The sequence below is a fragment of the Nakamurella sp. genome, assembly GCF_048594475.1.
Taxonomy (GTDB): Bacteria; Actinomycetota; Actinomycetes; order Mycobacteriales; family Nakamurellaceae; genus Nakamurella.
Genome location: NZ_JBMDXT010000085.1, coordinates 1 through 19,468 on the forward strand (window position 1 = coordinate 1; position 19,468 = coordinate 19,468).

The following is a 19,468-nucleotide window of genomic DNA, read 5'->3' on the forward strand; positions in this document are numbered from 1 at the left end:
CGACCGGCCGCCGCGCGGCCGCCGGGTCGGCCGGGGCGGGGTCGCCCGGCGCCGGCACGACCGCGGGCGCCGCCGGGTCGACGACCGGGGCGGGTGCCGCGAGGGCAGCCGCGCCGGCCTCGGGCACGGCCGCCGGCGCGACCGCGGCCGGCCGCTCGTCGGCGGGCGCGTCGGGCACGGCATGCACCACGGGGGCGACGTGCTCGGTGCCCGGCAGGACGGGCGTCTCGTACCGGGCGGCCGTGGCGAGGGAACCCTCGACCCTGGTGCCTCCGGCGGCGATCCACACCGCGTCGTCCGCGTCAGTCATCCCGGCCACTCCCCTTGCGTCATCCCGACGATCCGCGCTTCAGGCTAGGCGCGCGCGACGGCCGAACCTACGCGACCCGCCCGGCGTGGCGGCGGTTCAGGACGGCTTCTCGGGCGACTCTGATGCGGGTGTGACTGGTGTGACAGAAGTGTCGGTCGGCCGGTCGTCGACGGCGCTCGCCGACCCGGCGGAGCCCGGCGGGACGGCACCCACGAGCAGCGGCGTGGTCGGCTGACCGGCTGCCGCGCCCCCGGCCGGGCCGTCGAGGGAACCGTCGTCGTCCGGCAGGTCGTCCTCGGGGCCGCCGGCCCCGGGGCTGGCCGCGATCACCACGAAGATCCCGGCGATCAGCACCAGCAGCACGGCCGTGAGCAGCCGCGGATCGTCCATCGACAGCAGCCAGATGACCAGCCCGGCGGCGATGACGCCGGACGCGAGCCGCACCCACAGGTACCACCGGGCGTCCCGGACCAGGCCGGCGGTCTCCCGGGTCTGCCGGCGCAGCGCCCGGGCGCTGCGCGAGCGCCCGAACAGCCAGGCCGCCACCGCGGCGACCGCCGCGACCAGGGCCAACGCGCGGATCTCGTCGCGCATGCCGACCAGGAGCTGCTGGGTGAACGCCTGGGTGACCTGCGGCTGCAGCGGCGACTGGGACACCAGCCAGGACTTGCCGACGGCCAGCCCGATGACCAGGACCAGCAGCGAGATGAGCACCCAGAAGCCGGCGCGGGCCAGCCCGGTCAGGCGGCTGGGCGCGATCAGGATGGACAGCAGCAACAACAGCCCGACGACCCACGGCAACCAGGTGCCCAGCGTGTTGACCAGGTTGTAGTACTGGGCGATCTGGGCCAGGTCGGCCTGGCCGGTCAGGTTGAACACGACCGGGATGTCGGGGATCTGGTTGGCCCAGGACACGCCGGCCGAGGCGAGCTTGGACTTGACCGCCGCGACGCCCTGGGTCAGGTCCAGGTTGATCGAGTGCAGCTTGTCCAGGTTCTGGTCGTACCCGCCCTGCATCGCGGTGACGAACGTCTCGTGCGCCTTGGCGTTGGCCTTGTCCCAGAGCTCGGCGAACTTGGGACTGGTCACCAGTTCGTTGACCATGTTGTGGATCGCGTCGGTGATGTCCGTGCGGAAGGTCGCCAGGTAGCCGGTGGCCAGGGTCGCCAGCTTGGGCGGCAACCCGAGCGACTGCAGCTCGTCGCCGATCTTGTCGGCCAGCTGCAGGTTGGTGATCTGCTCGTCGATGGCGCTGGACACCCGGTTCTCCAGCGCCGACACGATCGCCGGGTCGGTCGCCAGGGGCTCCACCGCGGCCAGGTAGGCGTCCTGATCGCTGAGCATCGTGCTGGCCCACTTGGCCGTCACCGCGACCGGGGTCAGGATGCAGGCCAGCACCAGCAGGGTCACCGACAGCGCCCGCCAGATCCGCTTCTGCGGTCCCCGGTCGACGGCACGCCAGGCCGAGCCGGCCGCCCGCTCCATCCGCACCGTCGCCGACGCCGTTCCGCCGTTCATCGTGTTGCCCCTTCGCCTCGGCGGGCCGCCGCGCCGCTCACCCGAGTCTTCGTATCGAAATCATTGAGATCCGATCACATTCAACGGCGGGAAAGCCGGGAGCACTTCATCCGTCCGGGATGATGTCCGCGAAACCGGCCATCAGGCACGGTCAGTAGTGTCCCGGCAGCGCTCGCCATGCTCATCGCCTCCACCGCGGGTGCTCCGTGGGCATGACGCGCCGCCGTGCTCGAAGAGAACGGAATCGTGATGGCCACAGCGCCCGACAACGACCCCGCGCCGGCAGTCTCGCCGGACCCCGGGGCGGACCCCCTCATCCCGCACAAGGTCACGGCGTACGGGCTGCCCCGCGGCCTGATCATCACGCTGAGCCTGGCCTCGGTGGTGGTCATCGCCGCCGGGATCCACTCGGTCCCGGACCTGATCGGGCCGATCTTCCTGGCCCTGGTGCTGACCATCACCGTCGACCCGCTGCGCGGCATGATGATCCGTCGCGGCGCGCCGCGCTGGCTGGCGACCCTGGTCGTGGTGATCGGCGTCTACGCCATCATCTTCGGCCTGGTCATCGCGGCCGCGGTCGGCGTCGCCCAGTTCATCGGGCTGATCCCCCAGTACGCCGATCAGCTGCAGGCCGACCTGACCGGGCTCAAGTCGTGGCTGGCCAGCATGGGCGTCACCCAGGACCAGATCCAAAGTGCCCTGTCCGGGTTGGACAAGAGCTCGATCCTGAGCTACATCGCCTCGCTGCTGTCGAGCGTGATGGGCGTGTTCACCTCGCTGTTCTTCATCATCACGCTGCTGATCTTCCTGGCCGTCGACGGCTCGGTGTTCAGCGAGCGGATGGTCAAGCACCGCCCCGGCCGCGAGCCCGCGCTCAACGCCCTGGGCAACTTCGCCATGGGGACCCGCAAGTACTTCGCGGTGGCCACCATCTTCGGCGGCATCGTGGCGATCCTGGACGGGGCCGCCCTGGTGATCATGGGCATCCCGGCCGCCGGCCTGTGGGCGCTGCTGGCGTTCGTCACCAACTACATCCCCAACATCGGCTTCATCATCGGCCTGATCCCGCCGGCCCTGCTGGGCCTGCTCACCGGCGGTCCCAGCCTGATGATCTGGGTGATCGTCGTCTACTGCGTGCTCAACTTCGTCATCCAGTCGGTGCTGCAGCCCAAGTTCGTCGGTGACGCGGTCGGGCTGACCACCACGATGAGCTTCCTGTCGCTGATCCTGTGGGCCTTCCTGCTGGGCCCGCTCGGCGCGATCCTGGCCATCCCGGCCAGCCTGCTGGTCAAGGCGATCATGATCGACGTCGACCCGAACGCCAAGTGGCTGCAACTGTTCCTGGGCGACGAACCGGTGCTGACCAAGAAGGAGAAGGCGCCCAAGAAACGCAAGACCCCGGACAAGCCGGCGGTCGAGCCGGCCTGATCCGGCCCGCCGGACTCACCGGACGCGCAAAGGCCGCGAACCCATCGGGTTCGCGGCCTTTGTGCGTCGGTGGGCGGGTCGCTCAGCGGGCCTGGAACGTCAGGCAGTCCGCGGTGTCGGCACCCGGGCCGATCTTGACCGAGCCGGCCGTGCACTCCAGCGACTCGTTGTGCGTACAGTCGGCCCGCTGACAGGCGCCGACATGGCCGGTGACCTTGGCCAGACCGCCCTTGGCGGACAGCGGGATGAAGGTGGCGCATTCGGCGTCGCCGTTGCGGCCGCCGACCGTGATCGCGATGGCGTGGCAGTTCGAGTGGTCGTTGTAGGAGCATCCGGCCACCGTGCATTCCACGATCGGCGGCATTTCCAGCGCTGCGGTCATGTTCCCTCCAGGACGACGGCCGAGCCGGCAGGAGCGGGGGGCAGCGATGACACCGGCGACGGTGACGATGGGCCACACCCCGGCCTCCGCGGTCGGCGTTCCCCGGAAGCTGGCCCGACGGTATGCCCTCACGCCCGCCCGCGCTAGGAAGGCAGTACTGCCTGACCGCAGGTCAGACCACGCATGAACGATCATGGACCGGCCCGGCCGGACCGGCGCTCAGGCCGGCACGGAGCAGCGGCGCAGCTCACGCATCTCGCGGACGTACTGCTCCTGGCCGACCATCCGGTAGAGCATCCGCGCCGGCGCCGGCACCTTGGCCATCAGGGCGCGCCGCTCCTCGTCGGTGGCGTCCTCGAGCATCGCGCCGAGCATCCAGGCCATCCGGTTCAGCGGGATCCAGCCGGCCGCCCGCAGTCCGAGGGCCAGCCACTCGCGCTGGGTGAAGTGCCGGTCGACCTCCGGCAGCACGCGGCTCTCGATCATGTCCAGGTGCGCGGCGACGTCGTCCGCCAGCTCGGCCAGGATGTCCACCAGCAGGTCCCGGACGTCCCCGTCGGCCGCGGCCAGCCAGAGGTCGAGCATCCCGTCCAGCTCGCCGAGCAACTCGACGTGCCGGCGATGGCCCTGCCGCATGCGGTCCTCCAGCGCCGGATCCAGGTGGGTGCGCTCGCTCAACCGGCGCCACAGCAGGTCCTGCTCGGCCTGGTGGTGGTGCCGCAGCGCGGTGGCCAGCTCGCGGTAGTGCCGGCCCAGCAGCGCGGCGCGTTCGACCTGGGCCGGCGCGACCTTCGCGACCAGCGAGGGCAGCAGGCGCAGTTCGCGGCGGAACACCTTGTGCACCAGGACCATGTCGGAGGCCAGCCGGGTCGCCCCGCCCCGGACGGGGTCGGTGCGGGTCAGGGTGACGGTCACTGCTGGCCTCCATGGTTACCGGTCGTTGCGATGACCCAAGGAGTTGTGAGCCGCCTGATTGATACCTGGGAGACGTGCCGGACCGAGCGTGACCGGCCGGCTCAGCGCGCGCGGGGATGCGAGGTCGCGTAGACCTCACGCAACGCCTCGACCGTCACCAGCGTGTAGATCTGGGTCGTCGTCACCGAGGCGTGGCCGAGCAGCTCCTGGACGGTCCGCACGTCCGCGCCGCCCTCCAGCAGGTGGGTGGCGAACGAGTGCCGCAGGGTGTGCGGGGAGACCCCGGCCGCCGGCAGGCCGGCTCGCCGGGCCGCGTCGGCCAGCACCTGCCAGGCGCTCTGCCGGGACAGCCGCCCGCCGCGGACGTTGAGGAACAGCGCGCCGCGGGCCCGGGCGGCGTCGGATCCGGAGGCCAGCGCGGGCCGGCCGCGGACCAGGTAGGCATCGAGGGCCCGCAGCGCGTAGGAGCCGACCGGGACGAGCCGTTCCTTCGATCCCTTGCCGCGCAGCCGGACCACGGACGTCACCGGCCCGAGGTCCGCATCACCGCCGGGGCGATCCGCACCGCGGCGGCCCAGGTCGATGTCGTCGACGTCCAGACCCACCGCCTCGCTGATCCGGGCGCCGGTGGCGTACAGCACCTCCAGCAGGGCCCGGTCGCGCAGCCCCCGCGGCCCGTCCGGGTCGGCGGAGCCCGCGGCGTCCAGCAACCGGATGACGTCGTCGACCGGCAACGCCTTGGGCAGGCGACGGGCCGGGGTGGGCGGCCGCACGTCGCGGGACGGGTCGGCGTCCGCAGTGCCCTCCTGCAGCAGGAACCGGTGCCACCCGCGGGCCGCCACCACGGCCCGGGCGGCCGACGACGCCGCCAGCGGCGGGCGGCCGTCGGCGCCGGTGCGCAGGCAGACCAGGAAGTCCGACACGTCGGTGGCCGTGACCTCGCCGACGCGGGTGCGGCCGGCGCCGGCCAGGAACTGCAGGTATCGCTGCAGGTCCCGGCGGTAGGACAGCAGCGTGTTGCGGGCGACCCCCCGCTCGACCGCGAGGTGGTCCAGGTACCCGCGCAGGGCCGCGGTCAACTCCGCCGACGGCTCCGGCTGGTTCTCGAGCACAGTCTGCGGCCGGGGCCCCGGCGGGCTCACCGATCGCCTTCCCGGCCTGCGGACCGTCCGCCGCCTTCAGCCCGGCCGACTTTCCGCCGCCGCGGGGCGCTCCGGCCGACCGTCCTCGGCGTCCCGGAGACCCGGCCGGGCGACGTCGTTGTCGCGGCCGGGCTCACAGCTCCCGCGCGCCTTCCAGGGGCGGCGCGCTGGGTGAGCCGGGCCCGCGATGGACCGTCCACGGCGCGTCGACCGCGGCCGGCCCGTCCGGACGATCGACCTGCCGGACGGTCCCGCGAAGCACGGCATCGGCGGCGAGCAGGCCCGCGACCGCCATGACGTTCACGATCGCCCCGGCCAGCGCGGCCTGCACCGCGACCCGCAGCGGCACCCAGACCACGCGGAGCTCGGCCTCCTCGTTATCCTCGCCATCCGGCCGGCCCGCGAAGGTCAGGTCGGTGGCCAGGTAGATGCGGACCGTCTCCTCGGAGAATCCGGGTGACGTCGCCACGTCGAGCAGGACCGACCAGGTCGCTGCCTCGTACCCGGTCTCCTCCAGCAACTCCCGGGCCGCGGCCGGCTGAGCCGGTTCCCCGGGCACGTCGAGCAGGCCGGCCGGCATCTCCCACAGCCGCCGGCCCACCGCCGGCCGGTACTGCTCGATCAGGAGCACCCGGGCGGTGTCCGGATCGGCGCCGTCCAGGGCGGCGACGGACACCGCGCCGCCGTGGCCGACGATCTCCCGCTTGGCCGTCCCGCCACCGGGCATCCGGACGTCGTCGACGCGCAGCTTGACGACCCGACCGTCGAAGACCGGCGTGCTGGAGACGACCTCGAAATCGTGCAGCCCCGACGTCATCCGGCGACCAGCTCGGCCGACTCGGACTCCGGCTTCGACCGGGCCGGGGCGGCCGACCCGGTGTCGGTGTCGGTGTCGGTCAGCGGGAGCCGCTCGGACTCCAGGTAGTCCAGGGCGGCCCGGACGAAGGCCGCGAACAGCGGGTGCGGCCGCGTCGGCCGCGACTTGAACTCCGGGTGCGCCTGGGTGGCCACCATGAACGGGTGCAGGTCCCGGTCCAGTTCGACGAACTCGACCAGGGAGGTGTCCGGGGATGTGCCGGACAGGTGCAGTCCCGCCGCCTCCAGCTTGTCCCGGTAGGCGTTGTTGACCTCGTACCGGTGCCGGTGCCGTTCGGAGACCGAGGTGGTGCCGTAGATCTCGGCGACCAGCGACCCGGGAGTGAGCCGGGCCGGGTAGGCGCCCAGGCGCATGGTGCCGCCCATGTCCTTGGCCCCGGCGACGACGTCGTGCTGGTCGGCCATCGTCGCGATGACCGGGTCGGCGGCGTTCGCGTCGAACTCGGCCGAGTTCGCGCCGCCCAGGCCGGCCAGGTTGCGGGCCGCCTCGATGACCATGCACTGCAGGCCCAGGCACAGGCCTAGGATCGGGATGCGGTTGGTGCGGGCGTAGGTGATCGCACCGATCTTGCCCTCGATGCCGCGCACGCCGAACCCGCCCGGGATCAGCACACCCTGGACGTCCGATAGCGCGGCCGCGGCGCCGGCCGGGGTGATGCAGTCGTCCGAGGCGACCCAGACGATCTCGGCCCGGGTGTTGTTGCCGAAGCCGCCGGCCCGCAGGGCCTCGGTGACCGACAGGTAGGCGTCGGGCAGGTCGATGTACTTGCCGACGACCGCGATCCGCACCGTCTCCGCGGGGTGGTGCACCCGCTCGAGCAGGCCACCCCACACGGTCCAGTCGACATCCTTGAACGCCAGGTTGAGCCGGCGCACCACATAGGCATCCAGACCCTCGCGGTGCAGCACCCGCGGGATGTCGTAGATCGACGGCGCGTCCGGGGTCGAGATGACGGCCTCGGCGTCGACGTCGCACATCAGCGAGATCTTGCGCTTGAGGTTCTCCGGGATGTCCCGGTCGGACCGGCAGATCAACGCGTCGGGCTGGATGCCGATGTTGCGCAGCGCGGCCACGGAGTGCTGGGTCGGCTTGGTCTTCAGCTCGCCGGACGGCGCCAGGTAGGGCACCAGCGACACGTGCAGGAAGAAGACGTGCTCCCGGCCGAGGTCGTGCCGCACCTGCCGGGCCGCCTCGAGGAACGGCAGCGACTCGATATCGCCGACCGTCCCGCCGATCTCGGTGATCACCACATCCGGCGCGGCCGCATCGTCGGCGTCGCCGGGGTGCGGCTCGGCCATCGCGCGGATGCGCTCCTTGAGCTCGTTGGTGATGTGCGGGATCACCTGGACCGTGTCGCCCAGGTACTCGCCGCGCCGTTCCCGGGCGATCACCCGCGAGTACACCTTGCCGGTGGTCACGTTCGCATCGGCCGACAGGTTGCGGTCCAGGAAACGCTCGTAGTGCCCGATGTCCAGGTCGGTCTCGGCGCCGTCCTCGGTGACGAACACCTCCCCGTGCTGGAACGGGTTCATCGTCCCGGGGTCGACGTTGATGTACGGGTCCAGCTTCTGCATGGTGACCCGCAGGCCGCGAGAAGTGAGCAGTCGACCGAGGCTCGAGGCGGTCAGACCCTTGCCCAGGGACGACGCGACGCCACCGGTGACGAAGATGTGTTTGGTGATTCGCGGCGCGTGCGCCAAGTCGGCTCCCGTGTCTGCTGCGGCCGGTTCGGCGGCTTCACCGATCGGCTGGCCGGGCTCCCGTCCGGGACCCTTCCACGGAATTTCACCCTAACATCCACACCCGGCCGCGGTGTGCCGCCGAGCGTCCCCGATCCGGTGGGACGCGCTGGCCCGCCGATCGCGCGGCCGTCCCGGGCGCCCCCTCCCGCGCGGATCAACTGGCCCGGCGCGGATCAACCGGTCGACTTCCGTCCCACGGATCACATTCGGCGTCGGTTCGTCCGCGCCGTCGTCGATGATCCGCGCGGGCAAGGCACGCCGGGCGGGGCCGGGCAGGGCACGCCGGGCGGGGCCGAGCACAAGATGCCCGGCAAACGGGGCCCGGAATGCACGAATCCCCGCCGTCCGCGCCGGGGGCGCGAGCGACGGGGATCCGAGGGGGACGGTCAGCCGACCGCCAGGGTCGGCGACTGGGCGGAGGCGTTCGCGCCGAAGCCGTACTGGCCCTGTCCCCCGCCGTTCTGCTCGACCAGGGCGAGCACGGTCGCGATCCGGCCGGTGTCGGAGTCGACGTTGTCGACGGTGCTGACCGTGCCGGCGAGCGCGGTGTTGTCGCGGATGACGCCGATGGTGCCGGTCGGCTGTTCCGACCCGGTGCGACCGGCCACCACGACCCCGGACGCCGTCTGCGCCAGCTGATTGGCGAAGTACGCGACGGCCCCGGCCTTGTCGGCCTCGGACCCCCCGGTGGCCTCGGCTCCGGTGAGCACGATCACCGACTGCCCGGCGGCCGGCGTCCCGGTGACGGTGATGAAGCCGGCGGACTGCAGCGCGGCCAGCACCGCGGCCCCCTGCTCGGCGTTGGCCACCGGCGCTCCGCCCGCGGGCGCCAGCAGCACGGAGGACAGCAGCCCACCGGCCACCGCCCCGGCCTGCGGGACCTCGGGCAGTTGGGCGCCGGTCGGCAGCGTGGTGGCGGCGACCTGCCGGAGCTGGTCGGCCCGCAGCGGGTCGCTGAAGTCGTTGGTCAGCTGGATCTGCCCGGTCACCGTCGCGCCGGCCCGGTTGAGCAGCGACAGGACGGCGTCCCGATCGTTGGGGTCGGCCGATGCGGTGGTCACCAGCACCACGTTGGTGCTGGGCAGGGTGCCGCGCACGGTCAGCGCACCCACCGAACCGGCGAACTTCTCGTCCGCGGCGATCCGCTGGGTCAACTGGTCGTTCGTCGTCGACAGCTCGCCCTGCTGGCTGGTCAGGTCGGCGTTGTCGCTGCGCAGATCGTTCAGCAGCGGCGACGACAGTTTGGTGGCGCCCAGGACGATGCCAAGGGCCAGCGCGAGGAACACCGCCGCGAGCGAGACGATGTGATAGCGCATCGAGATCATGCGAACAGTCCCCTGACCCACTCGACCAACTGGTTCCACCATTGCCGGATCAGGTCCGCGTACACCCCACCGACGTCCGCCACCATGAGCGCGGTGACGATGGCCGCCGCGGCCGCCAGGACCAGCAGCATCACCACCCACCAGGAGACGCGCGCCTTGTACAGGGACGCGACCACGGGTGACTCGACCACCTTGTTGGCGACGCGCATCCGGACCAGGAAGGTCGACGCGGCGGTGGACCCGCGGCCCTTGTCGAGCAGATCGACCAGGGTGGTGTGCAGTCCGACCGTGACGATCGTGGTGGCGCCGCGGCCGTCGGCCAGCAGCAGCGCCAGGTCCTCCGAGGTGCCGGTGGCCGGGAAGGTGACGGCCCCGACGCCGAGGTCCTGCAACCGCTCCAACCCGGGCGCGTGCCCGTCGGTGTGCGCCGGAATGACCACCTCGGCGCCGCACCGCAGGGTCTCGGAGTCGATGTGCTCGGGGTTGCCGATGATCAGCGCCGGGGTGTGCCCGGCGGCCCGCAGCGCGTCGGCGCCCCCGTCGACGCCGACGAGCACGGGCCGGAAGTCGGCGATGTACTTCTTGAGTGCCTTGAGCTGCTTCTTCGTGTCCGCCGAGGCCGCGACCAGCAGCACCTGCCGGCCCTCGATCGACGTGCTCACCTCGGGGATGCCGACGCCGTCCAGCAGCAGCGTCCGTTCCCGCTTCATGTACTCGATCGCGTTCGCGGCGAACGCCTCGAGCTGGGCGGACATGCCGGTCTTGGCCTCGATCATCAGATCGGCGATCGACTCGGCCGTCTGTTCGGTGCCCTGGGCGATCAGCTCGTCGCCGACGTACACCGCGCCGGCGTCGACCCGGATCTTCGCGCCGTCCTTGACCTTGCCGAACACGGCGTCGCCGACGCCGTCGACCAGCAGCACACCGGAGGCCACCAGGATCTCCGGGCCGAGGTTGGGGAAGCGCCCGGAGATCGACTCGGAGGCGTTGACCACCCCGGTGACCCCGGCCTTGACCAACGCATCGGCGGTGGCCCGGTCGAGGTCGACCTGGTCGATCACCACGATGTCCTTGTGCCCCACGCGGTCGAGCAGGGCGGCGCTGCGGCGGGAGACCCGCGCCACGCCGGTGACGCCCGGCAACGCGCGTGACTGACGTGACAGGAGTTTCATGCTCCGATCGTGTCAGCCGAGCGGGTGATCGGGCGGTAGCCGACCCGCCGTGTCGCGGCCGGACTTACCACAAATCGGCCGCCGGGGCGCCTGGAGGCAGGAGCGTTGACCCCGCGTCCCGGCCGGACCACCAGCCGGATCATCAGCCGGCCGACCCGCCGGCCCGAGTTCGGTCACCCGGGGGCGGAGCACGGTCCGCCCCGGACGTTCGCCGCCGGCGGGACGTCACGGGCCCTCTCGCCGGACGCCCGACGGTGCCGTCGGTGCATCCGGCGGAGCGGACTCAGCCGGCCCGCCGCAGCGTGCTCACCTCCGGACGGCGGGCCGCGGCCAGCAGCTCGCGGGCATGGGCCCGGGCGGTCGTGCCGTTGGTGCCGCCGAGCATCCGGGCGAGCTCGCGCTCCCGGTCGCGGCCGGCGACCAGCCGCACGTTCGACGTGCCGATGCGGCCCGAGGAGTCGGCGTCGACGATGTAGTGGCGATCGGCGTGCGCGGCCACCTGGGCGAGGTGGGTGACCACGATGACCTGGTGGGTCCGGGCGAGCGCGGCCAGCCGGGCCCCGATCTCGGTCGCGGCGCGCCCGCCGACCCCGGCGTCGACCTCGTCGAACACCATGGTCGAGACCGGATCGGCGTCGGCCAGCACGACCTCGAGGGCGAGCATGACCCGGGACAGCTCGCCACCCGAGGCCCCCTTGGCGATCGGCAGTTCCGGGGCGCCCGGGTGGGCGACCATCACGATCTCGACCTGGTCGACCCCGTCCGGCCCGGCCAGGCCCCAGCCCAGGTCCATCGGCACCGCATGGGTGTCGTCCCGGTCGGCGGCGCGCCGGGTGACCCGGACCCGGACGGTCGCCCGGGCCATCGCCAGCGACGCCAACTCGGCGGTCACCAGATCGCCCAACCGGTCGGCGGCATCGGCCCGGGCCCGGGACAGCGCCCCGGCCAGGTCTCCGACCTCGACGCGCAACCGGTCGACCTCACGCTGGCGCTGGGCCAGCCGGTCCTCGGAACAGTCCAGCTCGGTCAGCTCGTGCGCGGCGGACCGGGCCCATTCGCGGACGGCGTCCAGGTCCTCCCCGTACCGCCGGGTGAGCGCCCGGAGCGCGGCCTGGCGCTCCAGCAGGTGGGTCAGCCGGCCCGGATCGTCGTCCAGCGCGGTGAGGTAACCGGTCAGTTCCGAGGCCACGTCGGCCAGCACCACCGCCGACTGCCGGACCTGACCGGACAGCTCGGCCAGCCGAGGATCGTCGGCGCCGTCGAGCAGGTGCTGCGCCTCGTGCAGCAGCGCCGTCGCCGACGCCGCCGGACCCACCTCGTCGGCCCCGGTGAGCGCCTGCTGCGCACCGGCCGCCGCGGCTCGCAACCCGTCGAGGTTCTGCAGCCGCCGCACCTCATCGACCAGGTCGCGGTCCTCGCCCGGCTGGGGGTCGACGGCCTCGATCTCGGCCAACCCCAACCGCAGCAGGTGCTCGCGCTGGGCCCGCTCCCGGGCCCGGCGGCGGGCGTCGGCGAGGTCGCCGGCCAGCTGCTGCCACCGCGAACGCACCTCCCGGTAGGCGGCGACGTCGCCGGTCAGCCCGGCGAACCGGTCGAGCACGGCCCGCTGCGGCCCCGGCCGCAGCAACGAGATGGCCTCGGACTGGCCGGGCACCGCGATCAGCGGTTCGGCCAGCTCGGTCAACACCGCCAGCGGCACACGCCGGCCGCCGACATGGGCCCGGGACCGGCCGTCGGAGCCCAGCGTGCGCGCGGCGATCAGCGTGCCGTCCTCGTCGAACCGCCCACCGGCCGCCTCGACCAACGCGGCCAGGCCGGTGGCCGGCCCGGCGTCGCCGGGCGCACCGTCGCCGGTCGCGCACCGGATCTCCACGGCGGCCCGCTGCCGGCCCGCCCGCACCTTGCCGGCCTGGCCGCGCCCGCCGCAGATGAGGCCGAGCGCGGTGACCACCATCGTCTTGCCGGCGCCGGTCTCACCCGTGACCACGGTGAGCCCGGGGTGCGGCTCGATGACGGCCTCGTCGATCACCCCGAGGTCCAGGATCCGCAGCTCTTGCAACATATGTTCGACGATAGGCGTTCGAACGTCTGTGCGGAAGGCGGGCTCGGATCTTCTTGATCAAAACTTAATGTCGCTGGTCACGCCAACCGTGGACGGGCAACTTGAACTTGCGGACCAGCCGATCGGTGAAGGGCTGCTCGGTCAGCCGGACCAGCATCACGGGCCGCTCCCCCTTGCAGACGTGCACCCGCGAGCCCGGCGGGATCTCGTGCGCCCGCCGCCCGTCGCAGACCAGGATCGCGGTCGGTCCGTCCGGGTCGATGTGCACGGTGACCGTCGATTCCGGCGAGACGACCAGTGAGCGGGCGAACAGCGCGTGGGCGTTGGACGGCGCGATGAGCAACGCGTCGACCCCCGGCCACAGCACGGGACCGCCGGCGGAGAAGGTGTAGGCGGTCGAGCCGGTCGGGGTCGCGCAGAGCACGCCGTCGCAGCCGTAGGCGGAGACGCCGTGCCCGTCGACCTCCACGACGACGTCCAGGATGCGCTCCCGGCTGCCCTTCTCCACGCTGATCTCGTTGAGGGCCCAGCCGCCCGTGATGAACCGGCCGTCGTGCTCGACCCGGACCTGCACCGTCATCCGGGACGAGACGCGGTACCGCTGATCGACGACGGCCTGCAGCGCCTCGTCCAGGTCGTCCAGGTCGACCTCGGTGAGGAAGCCGACGCGGCCCAGGTTGATCCCCAGGATCGGCGCGGACAGCGGCCGGGCCTGTTCGGCGGCGCACAGCAACGTGCCGTCGCCACCGATGGCCACCACCATCTCGATGGACGGCTCGGTCGCGTCCGGGCCCTCGTCGGCCGGTTCGAACGGGTTGAGTCCCAGCTCCCGACGTTCACCCTCGGAAGCCAGCAGATCGATGCCCGCGGCGGCGAGGGTGGCGGCCACCTTGCGGGCGGTGATGTCGACGTCGGATCGGCCGGTGTGGGCGACGAGCATCATCCGCCGGTGCGTCCCTGCCGTCATTCCGGCCCCGCCTCGACGGCGGCGTCGATCAGCCCGCGCGGTTCGTCGACCGTCGCGTCGCGTCGCAGGTGCACGAAGAACTCCACGTTGCCGCTGGGTCCGGGCAGGGGTGAGGCGACCACGCCGGCCATGCCCCATCCCAGTAGACCAGCCGCCCGGGCCACGGTCGCCACCGCCTCCGCCCGCAACGACTTCTCCCGGACCACGCCGCCGGACCCCAGCCGCTCCCGGCCCACCTCGAACTGCGGTTTGACCATGGGCAGCAGATCGGCGTCCGGACGCGCGCAGGCAACCAGGGCGGGCAGGACCAGGGTCAGCGAGATGAAGGACAGGTCGGCCACGACCAGGTCGACCGGGCCCCCGATGTCGTCCGCGGTGAGGAAGCGGACGTTGGTGCGATCGTGCACGTGCACCCGCTCGTCGCTCTGCAGCGCCCAGACGAGCTGCCCGTACCCGACGTCGACCGCGACGACCTCGCGGGCCCCGCGCCGGAGCAGCACGTCGGTGAACCCACCGGTCGATGCGCCGGCGTCCAGGCAGCGGCGACCCTCGACCGGCACGGCGAAGGCGTCGAGCGCACCGATCAGCTTGTGGGCCCCGCGGGAGGCCCAGCGGGGGTCGTCGTCGAGGTCCCGGACGAGCAAAGCCGCACCGGGGTCGACGGCCGTGGCGGGCTTGCTCGCAACCTGACCGGCGACCAGGACCCGACCGGCCGCGATCAGCTCGGCCGCCTCGGTCCGGGACCGGGCGTGACCGCGCCGGACCAGTTCGGCGTCCAGCCGGCTCCTACGCACCCGGCCGTCCGGGAACCGGGCGGCCGGGGACGGGGCGACCGGGCGAGGGGCGGCCGGCCCCCGGGGCGGTCGCGTCGGAGGTCCGCGCGAGGGCCTGGACGAGCGCGTCGTGGATCCGGCCGTAGCCGGCCACCTGGTCGTGGGTGGTCGACCGGTCGAGCTCGATCAGGTCGACCTCGGCCCGTTCGAGCAGGTCGTCGACCGGTGCCTCGGGTCGCGCCGTCGGCTGGGCGTGCTCCACCGTCGTGTCCTCCCCGTCGGGTATCGATCCGACCGGTCCGATCGACCGGTCCGTCCGGACCAACCTACGTCGTGCAGGGTCCGGTTCAGTCCATCGACTCGGAGATCAGGCGTTGCCCGGAGTGGGTGGGCCGCACGGGGATCCCGCACCGCGTCAGCGCGGCCGCGGCGACGTCGTCGTGCGGCCGGACCGCCGTGAGCCCCGAGCCCCAGGCCGCGGCGGTGAGCAGGGCAAGGGCCCGCAGCGCGGCCGCGTCGGAGACCGTTCCGGTCCCGGCGGGTTCCTGGGCGGTCAGGACCAGGCTGGAGGAATCGCTGGTCACCGACCACTCACGGGTGGACCGGGCGGCCGACGGGCCGGGGATGCGCACCGCCCGGTCCTCCTCCACCAGTCCGCGCATGTCGAAGGCGACGAACGTGGGCCGGTGGTCGGGAGCGGCGGCCAGCAGATCGGTCGCGGTCGAGACCCCGGTGAGCACCATCAGGCTGGGGGTGCCGGCGCCGACCGCGCAGGCGATGTCGGTGTCCAGCCGGTCGCCGACGACCAGGGGACGGCTGCTGCCGACCTGGCGGACCGCGGCGTCCAGCAGCGGACGCTCCGGCTTGCCGGCGACCCGCGGGTGCAGGCCGGTCGCGGCGACCAGGGCGGCGACCATCGAGCCGTTGCCGGGAAGCATGCCGCGGTCCGTCGGCAGCGTGGTGTCGTTGTTGCAGGCCACCCAGTCGGCCCCGGCGCGCAGGGCGATGCAGCCCTCGGCCAGGTTCCGCCAGCCGGTGTCGGGCGAATGGCCCTGGACGACGGCGACCGGGTTCTCCTCGGCGAGGCGGACCGGCTCGAGACCGACCTGCCGGACGGACTCCTCGAGCCACGGCGCCCCGATCACCAGGACCTTGGCCCCGGCCGGATGCCGGTCGGCCAGCATCGCCGCGGCGGCCTGCGGCGAGGTCAGGACGTCGTCCGGCTCGGCGGCGACCCCCATCGACGTCAGGGCGGCGGCAACCTCGGCCGGCGGCCGCGACGCGTTGTTGGTGACGAAGACGGACCGGGCGCCGAGCACGGCGGCCCGGGCCAGCGCCGGCGCGACGTGGTCGATGGGCTGCCCGCCCAGGTACACCGTGCCGTCCAGGTCGAGCAGCAACGCGTCGTGCGCCTGCGCCAGGGTGGTCATCGAACTCCTTCGTGCCGGTCGTCGGACGACCGCTCGTGGGTGTCTTGGCCGTGCTGTTCCGGTCCTGAACCGGTCTGAACCGGTCCTGCTACTTGCCGTCGTCGGAGAACAGCACCTGCGGGATCTCGCTCGCCGCCCCGGCGGGGCCGGGGTCCGAGTCGCCGGTGCCGGTCCCGTCGCCGGGTCCGCCGTCCGGTCCATTGTCGGAGGTCGGCTCCGGTCCGATGGCGGGGGTCGGCTTCGGTCCATCGTCGGAGGTCGGCTCCGCGCCGGCCGGAGCGGGTCCGACCTGGACAGCCTCGGGTCCGGCCGCCGCACCGGTTCCGGCCGCGAGGCCGGCCACCGTCGCGTCGGTGACCTCACCGGAGTCCGCCCCGGGGTCGGCGTCGGTCACCGCCACGGTCTCCGAATCCGGGCCGGCCTCCCCGGTCGCCGGGTCGGCGGCCTCCTCGGTCGCCGAGCCGACGACGGCGGCCAACGCCTCGACCCGCTCGAGGGCGTCGGTGTCCTCGTCCGTGTCGGCGTTGGCGGCCCGGATGAACCAGGTCAGCGCCTCGGCCGGCCGGCCGGCCCGGTCCAGCAGGTCGGCGTACGCGTACCCCAGGCGCGGGTTCCGCGCCCGCTCCTGCGGGTCGAACTGCTCCAGATGGGCCAGCCCGGCCTCGGTCTGGCCCAGGTCGGCCCGGGCGCCGGCGACGACGGTGGCCAGCTCGACGCGGGCGTCGGCGTCCAGCTCGGTCGCCTGCTCCGACCGGGACAGCTCGATCGCCTTCTCCGGGTGCCCGAGGGCGCGCTCGCAGTCGGCGAGGACGGCGAGATGACCGGGTCCACCGCCCATCCGGCGGGCGGCCCGCAGCTCCCCGATCGCCTCGGCCCATTCGCCGGCCCGGTAGGCGACGAGACCGACCGTCTCCCGGACGACGGCGATACGCCCGCCGCGGGCCCGGGCAGCCCGGGCGTGCCACCAGGCCGTGTCCGGATCGTCGTCGGCCAGGGTGCCGGCCGCCACCAGGTGGGCCGCGACCCAGGTGGCGTTCTCCTTGCTCAGCCCCCGCAGATCGCGCCGGGCGTCGGGGTCGAGCGCCTCGGGGGTGGCCCAGTCCGGCAGCTCCGGCCAGGTCTCACCGATGTCCTCGGCGCGGCGCCGGGAGCCGGCGTCCGCGACGCGGGGCGCGTCGGACCGTTCGGGACGCTCGGTCCGGACGGACCGATCCGACCGAGGTCCGCGGCGGTCGTGGCCCCCGGACGAAGGCCGGTCGCGGTCGGGGCGGCGGGCCGGGCCCGTCCGCCGGTCCTGACCCTCCCGCCCGGGCCGCTCCCGATCGACCGGAGCCGGCGCAGCGGACGACGTCGTCGCCGGCGGGGCGGCCGGCGGGGTGTCGGACGCGAACAGGCCGGCGCCGAGGTTGCCACCGAAGTTCGTACCCGGGCGCTCCGCGTTCCGGCGCTCCTCGTCCGTCCGGTCCGCGGGCGGCCGGTGGGTCGGGCGCTCGGATCGATGGTCACGGTTGCCGGATCGATGATCGTCCCGATCCCGAGGCGGGCGGGAGTCGTCCCACTGGCGCCGGCGCGCCCGCGCGTCCCGAACGTCCCCACGATACGGATAGCGACCGGCCGGGCCGCCGGACTGGTGCTGCGGGCGGTCCGACCGGTCGGCCTGCGGACCCCGATCGCCCGGGCGGCGATCCGGACGGGAACCACGCTGATCGTCCCAGCGCCGGTCGTGATCGGGCCGGTCGGAACGCGGACGGTCGTCCCTGGGTCGATCATCTCGGGGCCGGTCCTCCCACCGACGCTGGCCGGTGGGCCGGTCGTTCCTGGGCCGATCCTCCCGGCGATCGGATCGGGGACGCTCGTCCCTGGGCCGATCATCACGGGGCCGGTCGTCGCCGGGTCGATCGTCTCGGGGCCGGTCCTGCCACCGACGCTCACCCGTGGGCCGGTCGTTCCTGGGCCGGTCGCCGCGTCCGCGATCACTCCAGGGACGGTGGTCCCGGGGACGGTCGTCACGGGTCCGGCTGTCGTCGGGCCGCCGATCCGGCCGGCCCGAGCGGTCCTGATACGGGCGACGCGCGTCGTCACGCCCACGGTCCCACGAATTCCGGGGACCCCGGTCGGAAGGCGGGCGCCGATCGACATCACCGTCGCGTCGGGGCCGGTCGTCGCGCGGTCCCCGCTCGTCCGCTCCGCGCCACTGCGCCGGACGCCGATCGCGGTCGTCCCGCGGTCCGCGGTCCTGGGGGCGGCCGTCGAACGACCGCCCGCCGGACGAGCGGTCACCCCGGTTGTCGCGGGCGTCGTACGGCCGGCGGTCCGGTCCACTGCGCGATCCGCGATCGCGGTCATCCCGGGCACCTTCCCCGGAGGAGGAACGGCGGGGGCGATCGTCGTCGAAGCGGCGCCCGCCCGACGGGCGGTCGCCCTGCGTTCCGCGATCGTCGGAAGGACGACGGGGACCCTGCGCCGGCGGCCGCCCGCGGTCGGGCCGGTCGCTCCGATATCCGGGACGGTCGTCGCGGTCGTCGCGGTCGGCTCGGTGGCCACGTTCGCGGTCGTCCCGGTATCCGGGACGTTCGCCTCGATCCGGGTACCGGGAACCCCGGTCTCCGTACGGACGTCCGGAGCCCTGCCCACGGCCGTCACCCCGATCGTCCCGGCTCTGGTTGCTCCATCGCCCCGTCGTCGGACGCGGTTCCCGGGACGCCGGCCGGCGCCCGTAGGGGCGGTCCTCCCGGTCGCGGCCACCGTGGGGGCGATCGTCGCGCGCCCCGCGCCGATCCTGTCCGCGATCGTCACGCGGCGGCCGGGACCGGTCCGGGCGGTCGGGGGCGGAATCGTTGTCGGTCATCGGCCGACCGCCGACGACGTCGCGACACGGAACGAAGCAGCCATGATCAAACCCTCGACAACATCGGAGATAAACGGAGCCGGATTCGGCCCGGACGACGGATCACACGATCCGGAAAACGCAGAAGGGGAGGTATCTTGCGTAATTCGCAAGATACCTCCCCTTCTGGAAAGTATGTCCGGCGGTGTCCTACTCTCCCACACCCCGGCGGGTGCAGTACCATCGGCGCAGAGAGGCTTAGCTTCCGGGTTCGGAATGGGACCGGGCGTTTCCCTCACGCTATAACCGCCGAAACTCTATGAACCATCACTCCTGCGGACGGCGATCGACCCCTCCCGGGGACTCACAAAGAGCCCCTTCAAGGAGACCGACCACCACACCCGCAAGCGGATTTGTTGGTTCAGATCTGCACAGTGGACGCGAACAAGAGTTCTTGGTTGTGGTAAGTCCTCGGCCTATTAGTACCAGTCAGCTCCACACCTCACGATGCTTCCACTTCTGGCCTATCAACCCGGTGGTCTAACCGGGGGCCTTACCCCACAAAGGGTGGGAGCCCTCATCTAGGAACAGGCTTCCC

The 19,468-nt window shown here is 73.1% G+C and carries 15 protein-coding genes, 2 rRNA genes and 1 pseudogene; 1 reads left to right on the top strand and 17 read right to left on the bottom strand.

The features are described 5' to 3' along the window. Positions 1-310 (bottom strand): annotated as a pseudogene (locus ACOJUF_RS04390) (hypothetical protein); the annotation flags it as partial. Between the two features lie 96 nt (positions 311-406). Further along, positions 407-1,828 (bottom strand): hypothetical protein, encoded by a 1,422-nt coding sequence (locus tag ACOJUF_RS04395; protein ID WP_420120650.1) that lies wholly within the window; start codon positions 1,826-1,828, stop codon positions 407-409. 249 nt (positions 1,829-2,077) lie between these two features. Between ACOJUF_RS04395 and ACOJUF_RS04400 the strand changes: the two genes are divergently transcribed. Next, on the top strand, positions 2,078-3,256 hold the full coding sequence (locus ACOJUF_RS04400) for an AI-2E family transporter (protein ID WP_420120651.1): 1,179 nt from the start codon (positions 2,078-2,080) through the stop codon (positions 3,254-3,256). Positions 3,257-3,338: 82 nt separating this feature from the next. Here ACOJUF_RS04400 and ACOJUF_RS04405 read toward each other — a convergent pair whose 3' ends face one another. From ACOJUF_RS04405 to ACOJUF_RS04475, 15 genes are all read right to left on the bottom strand, one after another. Further along, positions 3,339-3,638: a DUF1540 domain-containing protein gene (locus ACOJUF_RS04405; protein WP_420120652.1), complete on the bottom strand. Its 300-nt coding sequence runs from the start codon at positions 3,636-3,638 to the stop codon at positions 3,339-3,341. A 219-nt stretch (positions 3,639-3,857) separates the two neighbouring features. After that, the gene (locus ACOJUF_RS04410) at positions 3,858-4,553 is read right to left on the bottom strand and encodes a hemerythrin domain-containing protein (protein ID WP_420120653.1); all 696 of its coding nucleotides are present in this window, start codon (positions 4,551-4,553) and stop codon (positions 3,858-3,860) included. A gap of 101 nt (positions 4,554-4,654) precedes the next feature. Beyond that, complete coding sequence (xerD, locus tag ACOJUF_RS04415; RefSeq protein ID WP_420120664.1) at positions 4,655-5,665, bottom strand: site-specific tyrosine recombinase XerD; 1,011 nt, start codon at positions 5,663-5,665, stop codon at positions 4,655-4,657. Positions 5,666-5,828: 163 nt separating this feature from the next. Then, positions 5,829-6,512, bottom strand: coding sequence for an NUDIX domain-containing protein (locus ACOJUF_RS04420; protein ID WP_420120654.1), 684 nt, complete (start codon positions 6,510-6,512; stop codon positions 5,829-5,831). Beyond that, positions 6,509-8,272: a CTP synthase gene (locus ACOJUF_RS04425; RefSeq protein WP_420120655.1), complete on the bottom strand. Its 1,764-nt coding sequence runs from the start codon at positions 8,270-8,272 to the stop codon at positions 6,509-6,511. The genes ACOJUF_RS04420 and ACOJUF_RS04425 overlap by 4 nt, the downstream gene beginning before the upstream one ends. A 428-nt stretch (positions 8,273-8,700) precedes the next feature. Further along, positions 8,701-9,639 (bottom strand): copper transporter, encoded by a 939-nt coding sequence (locus ACOJUF_RS04430; RefSeq protein WP_420120656.1) that lies wholly within the window; start codon positions 9,637-9,639, stop codon positions 8,701-8,703. Continuing rightward, complete coding sequence (gene steA / locus ACOJUF_RS04435; RefSeq protein ID WP_420120657.1) at positions 9,636-10,811, bottom strand: putative cytokinetic ring protein SteA; 1,176 nt, start codon at positions 10,809-10,811, stop codon at positions 9,636-9,638. Before steA ends, ACOJUF_RS04430 begins: the two co-directional genes overlap by 4 nt. A gap of 283 nt (positions 10,812-11,094) precedes the next feature. After that, positions 11,095-12,873: a DNA repair protein RecN gene (gene recN, locus ACOJUF_RS04440; RefSeq protein WP_420120658.1), complete on the bottom strand. Its 1,779-nt coding sequence runs from the start codon at positions 12,871-12,873 to the stop codon at positions 11,095-11,097. Between the two features lie 64 nt (positions 12,874-12,937). Further along, a complete protein-coding gene (locus tag ACOJUF_RS04445) occupies positions 12,938-13,840 on the bottom strand; it encodes an NAD kinase (protein WP_420120659.1) in 903 nt (300 codons plus the stop codon). Further along, positions 13,837-14,634, bottom strand: a complete 798-nt coding sequence (locus ACOJUF_RS04450; protein ID WP_420120660.1) for a TlyA family RNA methyltransferase — start codon at positions 14,632-14,634, stop codon at positions 13,837-13,839. Before ACOJUF_RS04450 ends, ACOJUF_RS04445 begins: the two co-directional genes overlap by 4 nt. After that, positions 14,627-14,875 (bottom strand): hypothetical protein, encoded by a 249-nt coding sequence (locus tag ACOJUF_RS04455; RefSeq protein ID WP_420120661.1) that lies wholly within the window; start codon positions 14,873-14,875, stop codon positions 14,627-14,629. The genes ACOJUF_RS04450 and ACOJUF_RS04455 overlap by 8 nt, the downstream gene beginning before the upstream one ends. 85 nt (positions 14,876-14,960) lie before the next feature. After that, positions 14,961-16,043: an HAD-IIA family hydrolase gene (locus ACOJUF_RS04460; RefSeq protein ID WP_420120662.1), complete on the bottom strand. Its 1,083-nt coding sequence runs from the start codon at positions 16,041-16,043 to the stop codon at positions 14,961-14,963. Between the two features lie 88 nt (positions 16,044-16,131). Next, positions 16,132-17,052 (bottom strand): tetratricopeptide repeat protein, encoded by a 921-nt coding sequence (locus ACOJUF_RS04465; protein ID WP_420120663.1) that lies wholly within the window; start codon positions 17,050-17,052, stop codon positions 16,132-16,134. Between the two features lie 2,015 nt (positions 17,053-19,067). After that, positions 19,068-19,184 (bottom strand): 5S ribosomal RNA (rrf, locus tag ACOJUF_RS04470). Positions 19,185-19,329: 145 nt separating this feature from the next. Beyond that, positions 19,330-19,468 (bottom strand): 23S ribosomal RNA (locus ACOJUF_RS04475); the annotation flags it as partial.

Excerpts from the sequence above, each read along its gene's own strand:
- recN (WP_420120658.1), bottom strand. The coding sequence starts at position 12,873 with ATGTTGCAAGAGCTGCGGATCCTGGACCTCGGGGTGATCGACGAGGCC.
- ACOJUF_RS04405 (WP_420120652.1), bottom strand. The coding sequence starts at position 3,638 with ATGACCGCAGCGCTGGAAATGCCGCCGATCGTGGAATGCACGGTGGCC.
- ACOJUF_RS04460 (WP_420120662.1), bottom strand. The coding sequence starts at position 16,043 with ATGACCACCCTGGCGCAGGCGCACGACGCGTTGCTGCTCGACCTGGAC.
- ACOJUF_RS04430 (WP_420120656.1), bottom strand. The coding sequence starts at position 9,639 with ATGATCTCGATGCGCTATCACATCGTCTCGCTCGCGGCGGTGTTCCTC.
- ACOJUF_RS04400 (WP_420120651.1), top strand. The coding sequence starts at position 2,078 with ATGGCCACAGCGCCCGACAACGACCCCGCGCCGGCAGTCTCGCCGGAC.
- ACOJUF_RS04420 (WP_420120654.1), bottom strand. The coding sequence starts at position 6,512 with ATGACGTCGGGGCTGCACGATTTCGAGGTCGTCTCCAGCACGCCGGTC.
- ACOJUF_RS04395 (WP_420120650.1), bottom strand. The coding sequence starts at position 1,828 with ATGAACGGCGGAACGGCGTCGGCGACGGTGCGGATGGAGCGGGCGGCC.
- steA (WP_420120657.1), bottom strand. The coding sequence starts at position 10,811 with ATGAAACTCCTGTCACGTCAGTCACGCGCGTTGCCGGGCGTCACCGGC.
- ACOJUF_RS04445 (WP_420120659.1), bottom strand. The coding sequence starts at position 13,840 with ATGACGGCAGGGACGCACCGGCGGATGATGCTCGTCGCCCACACCGGC.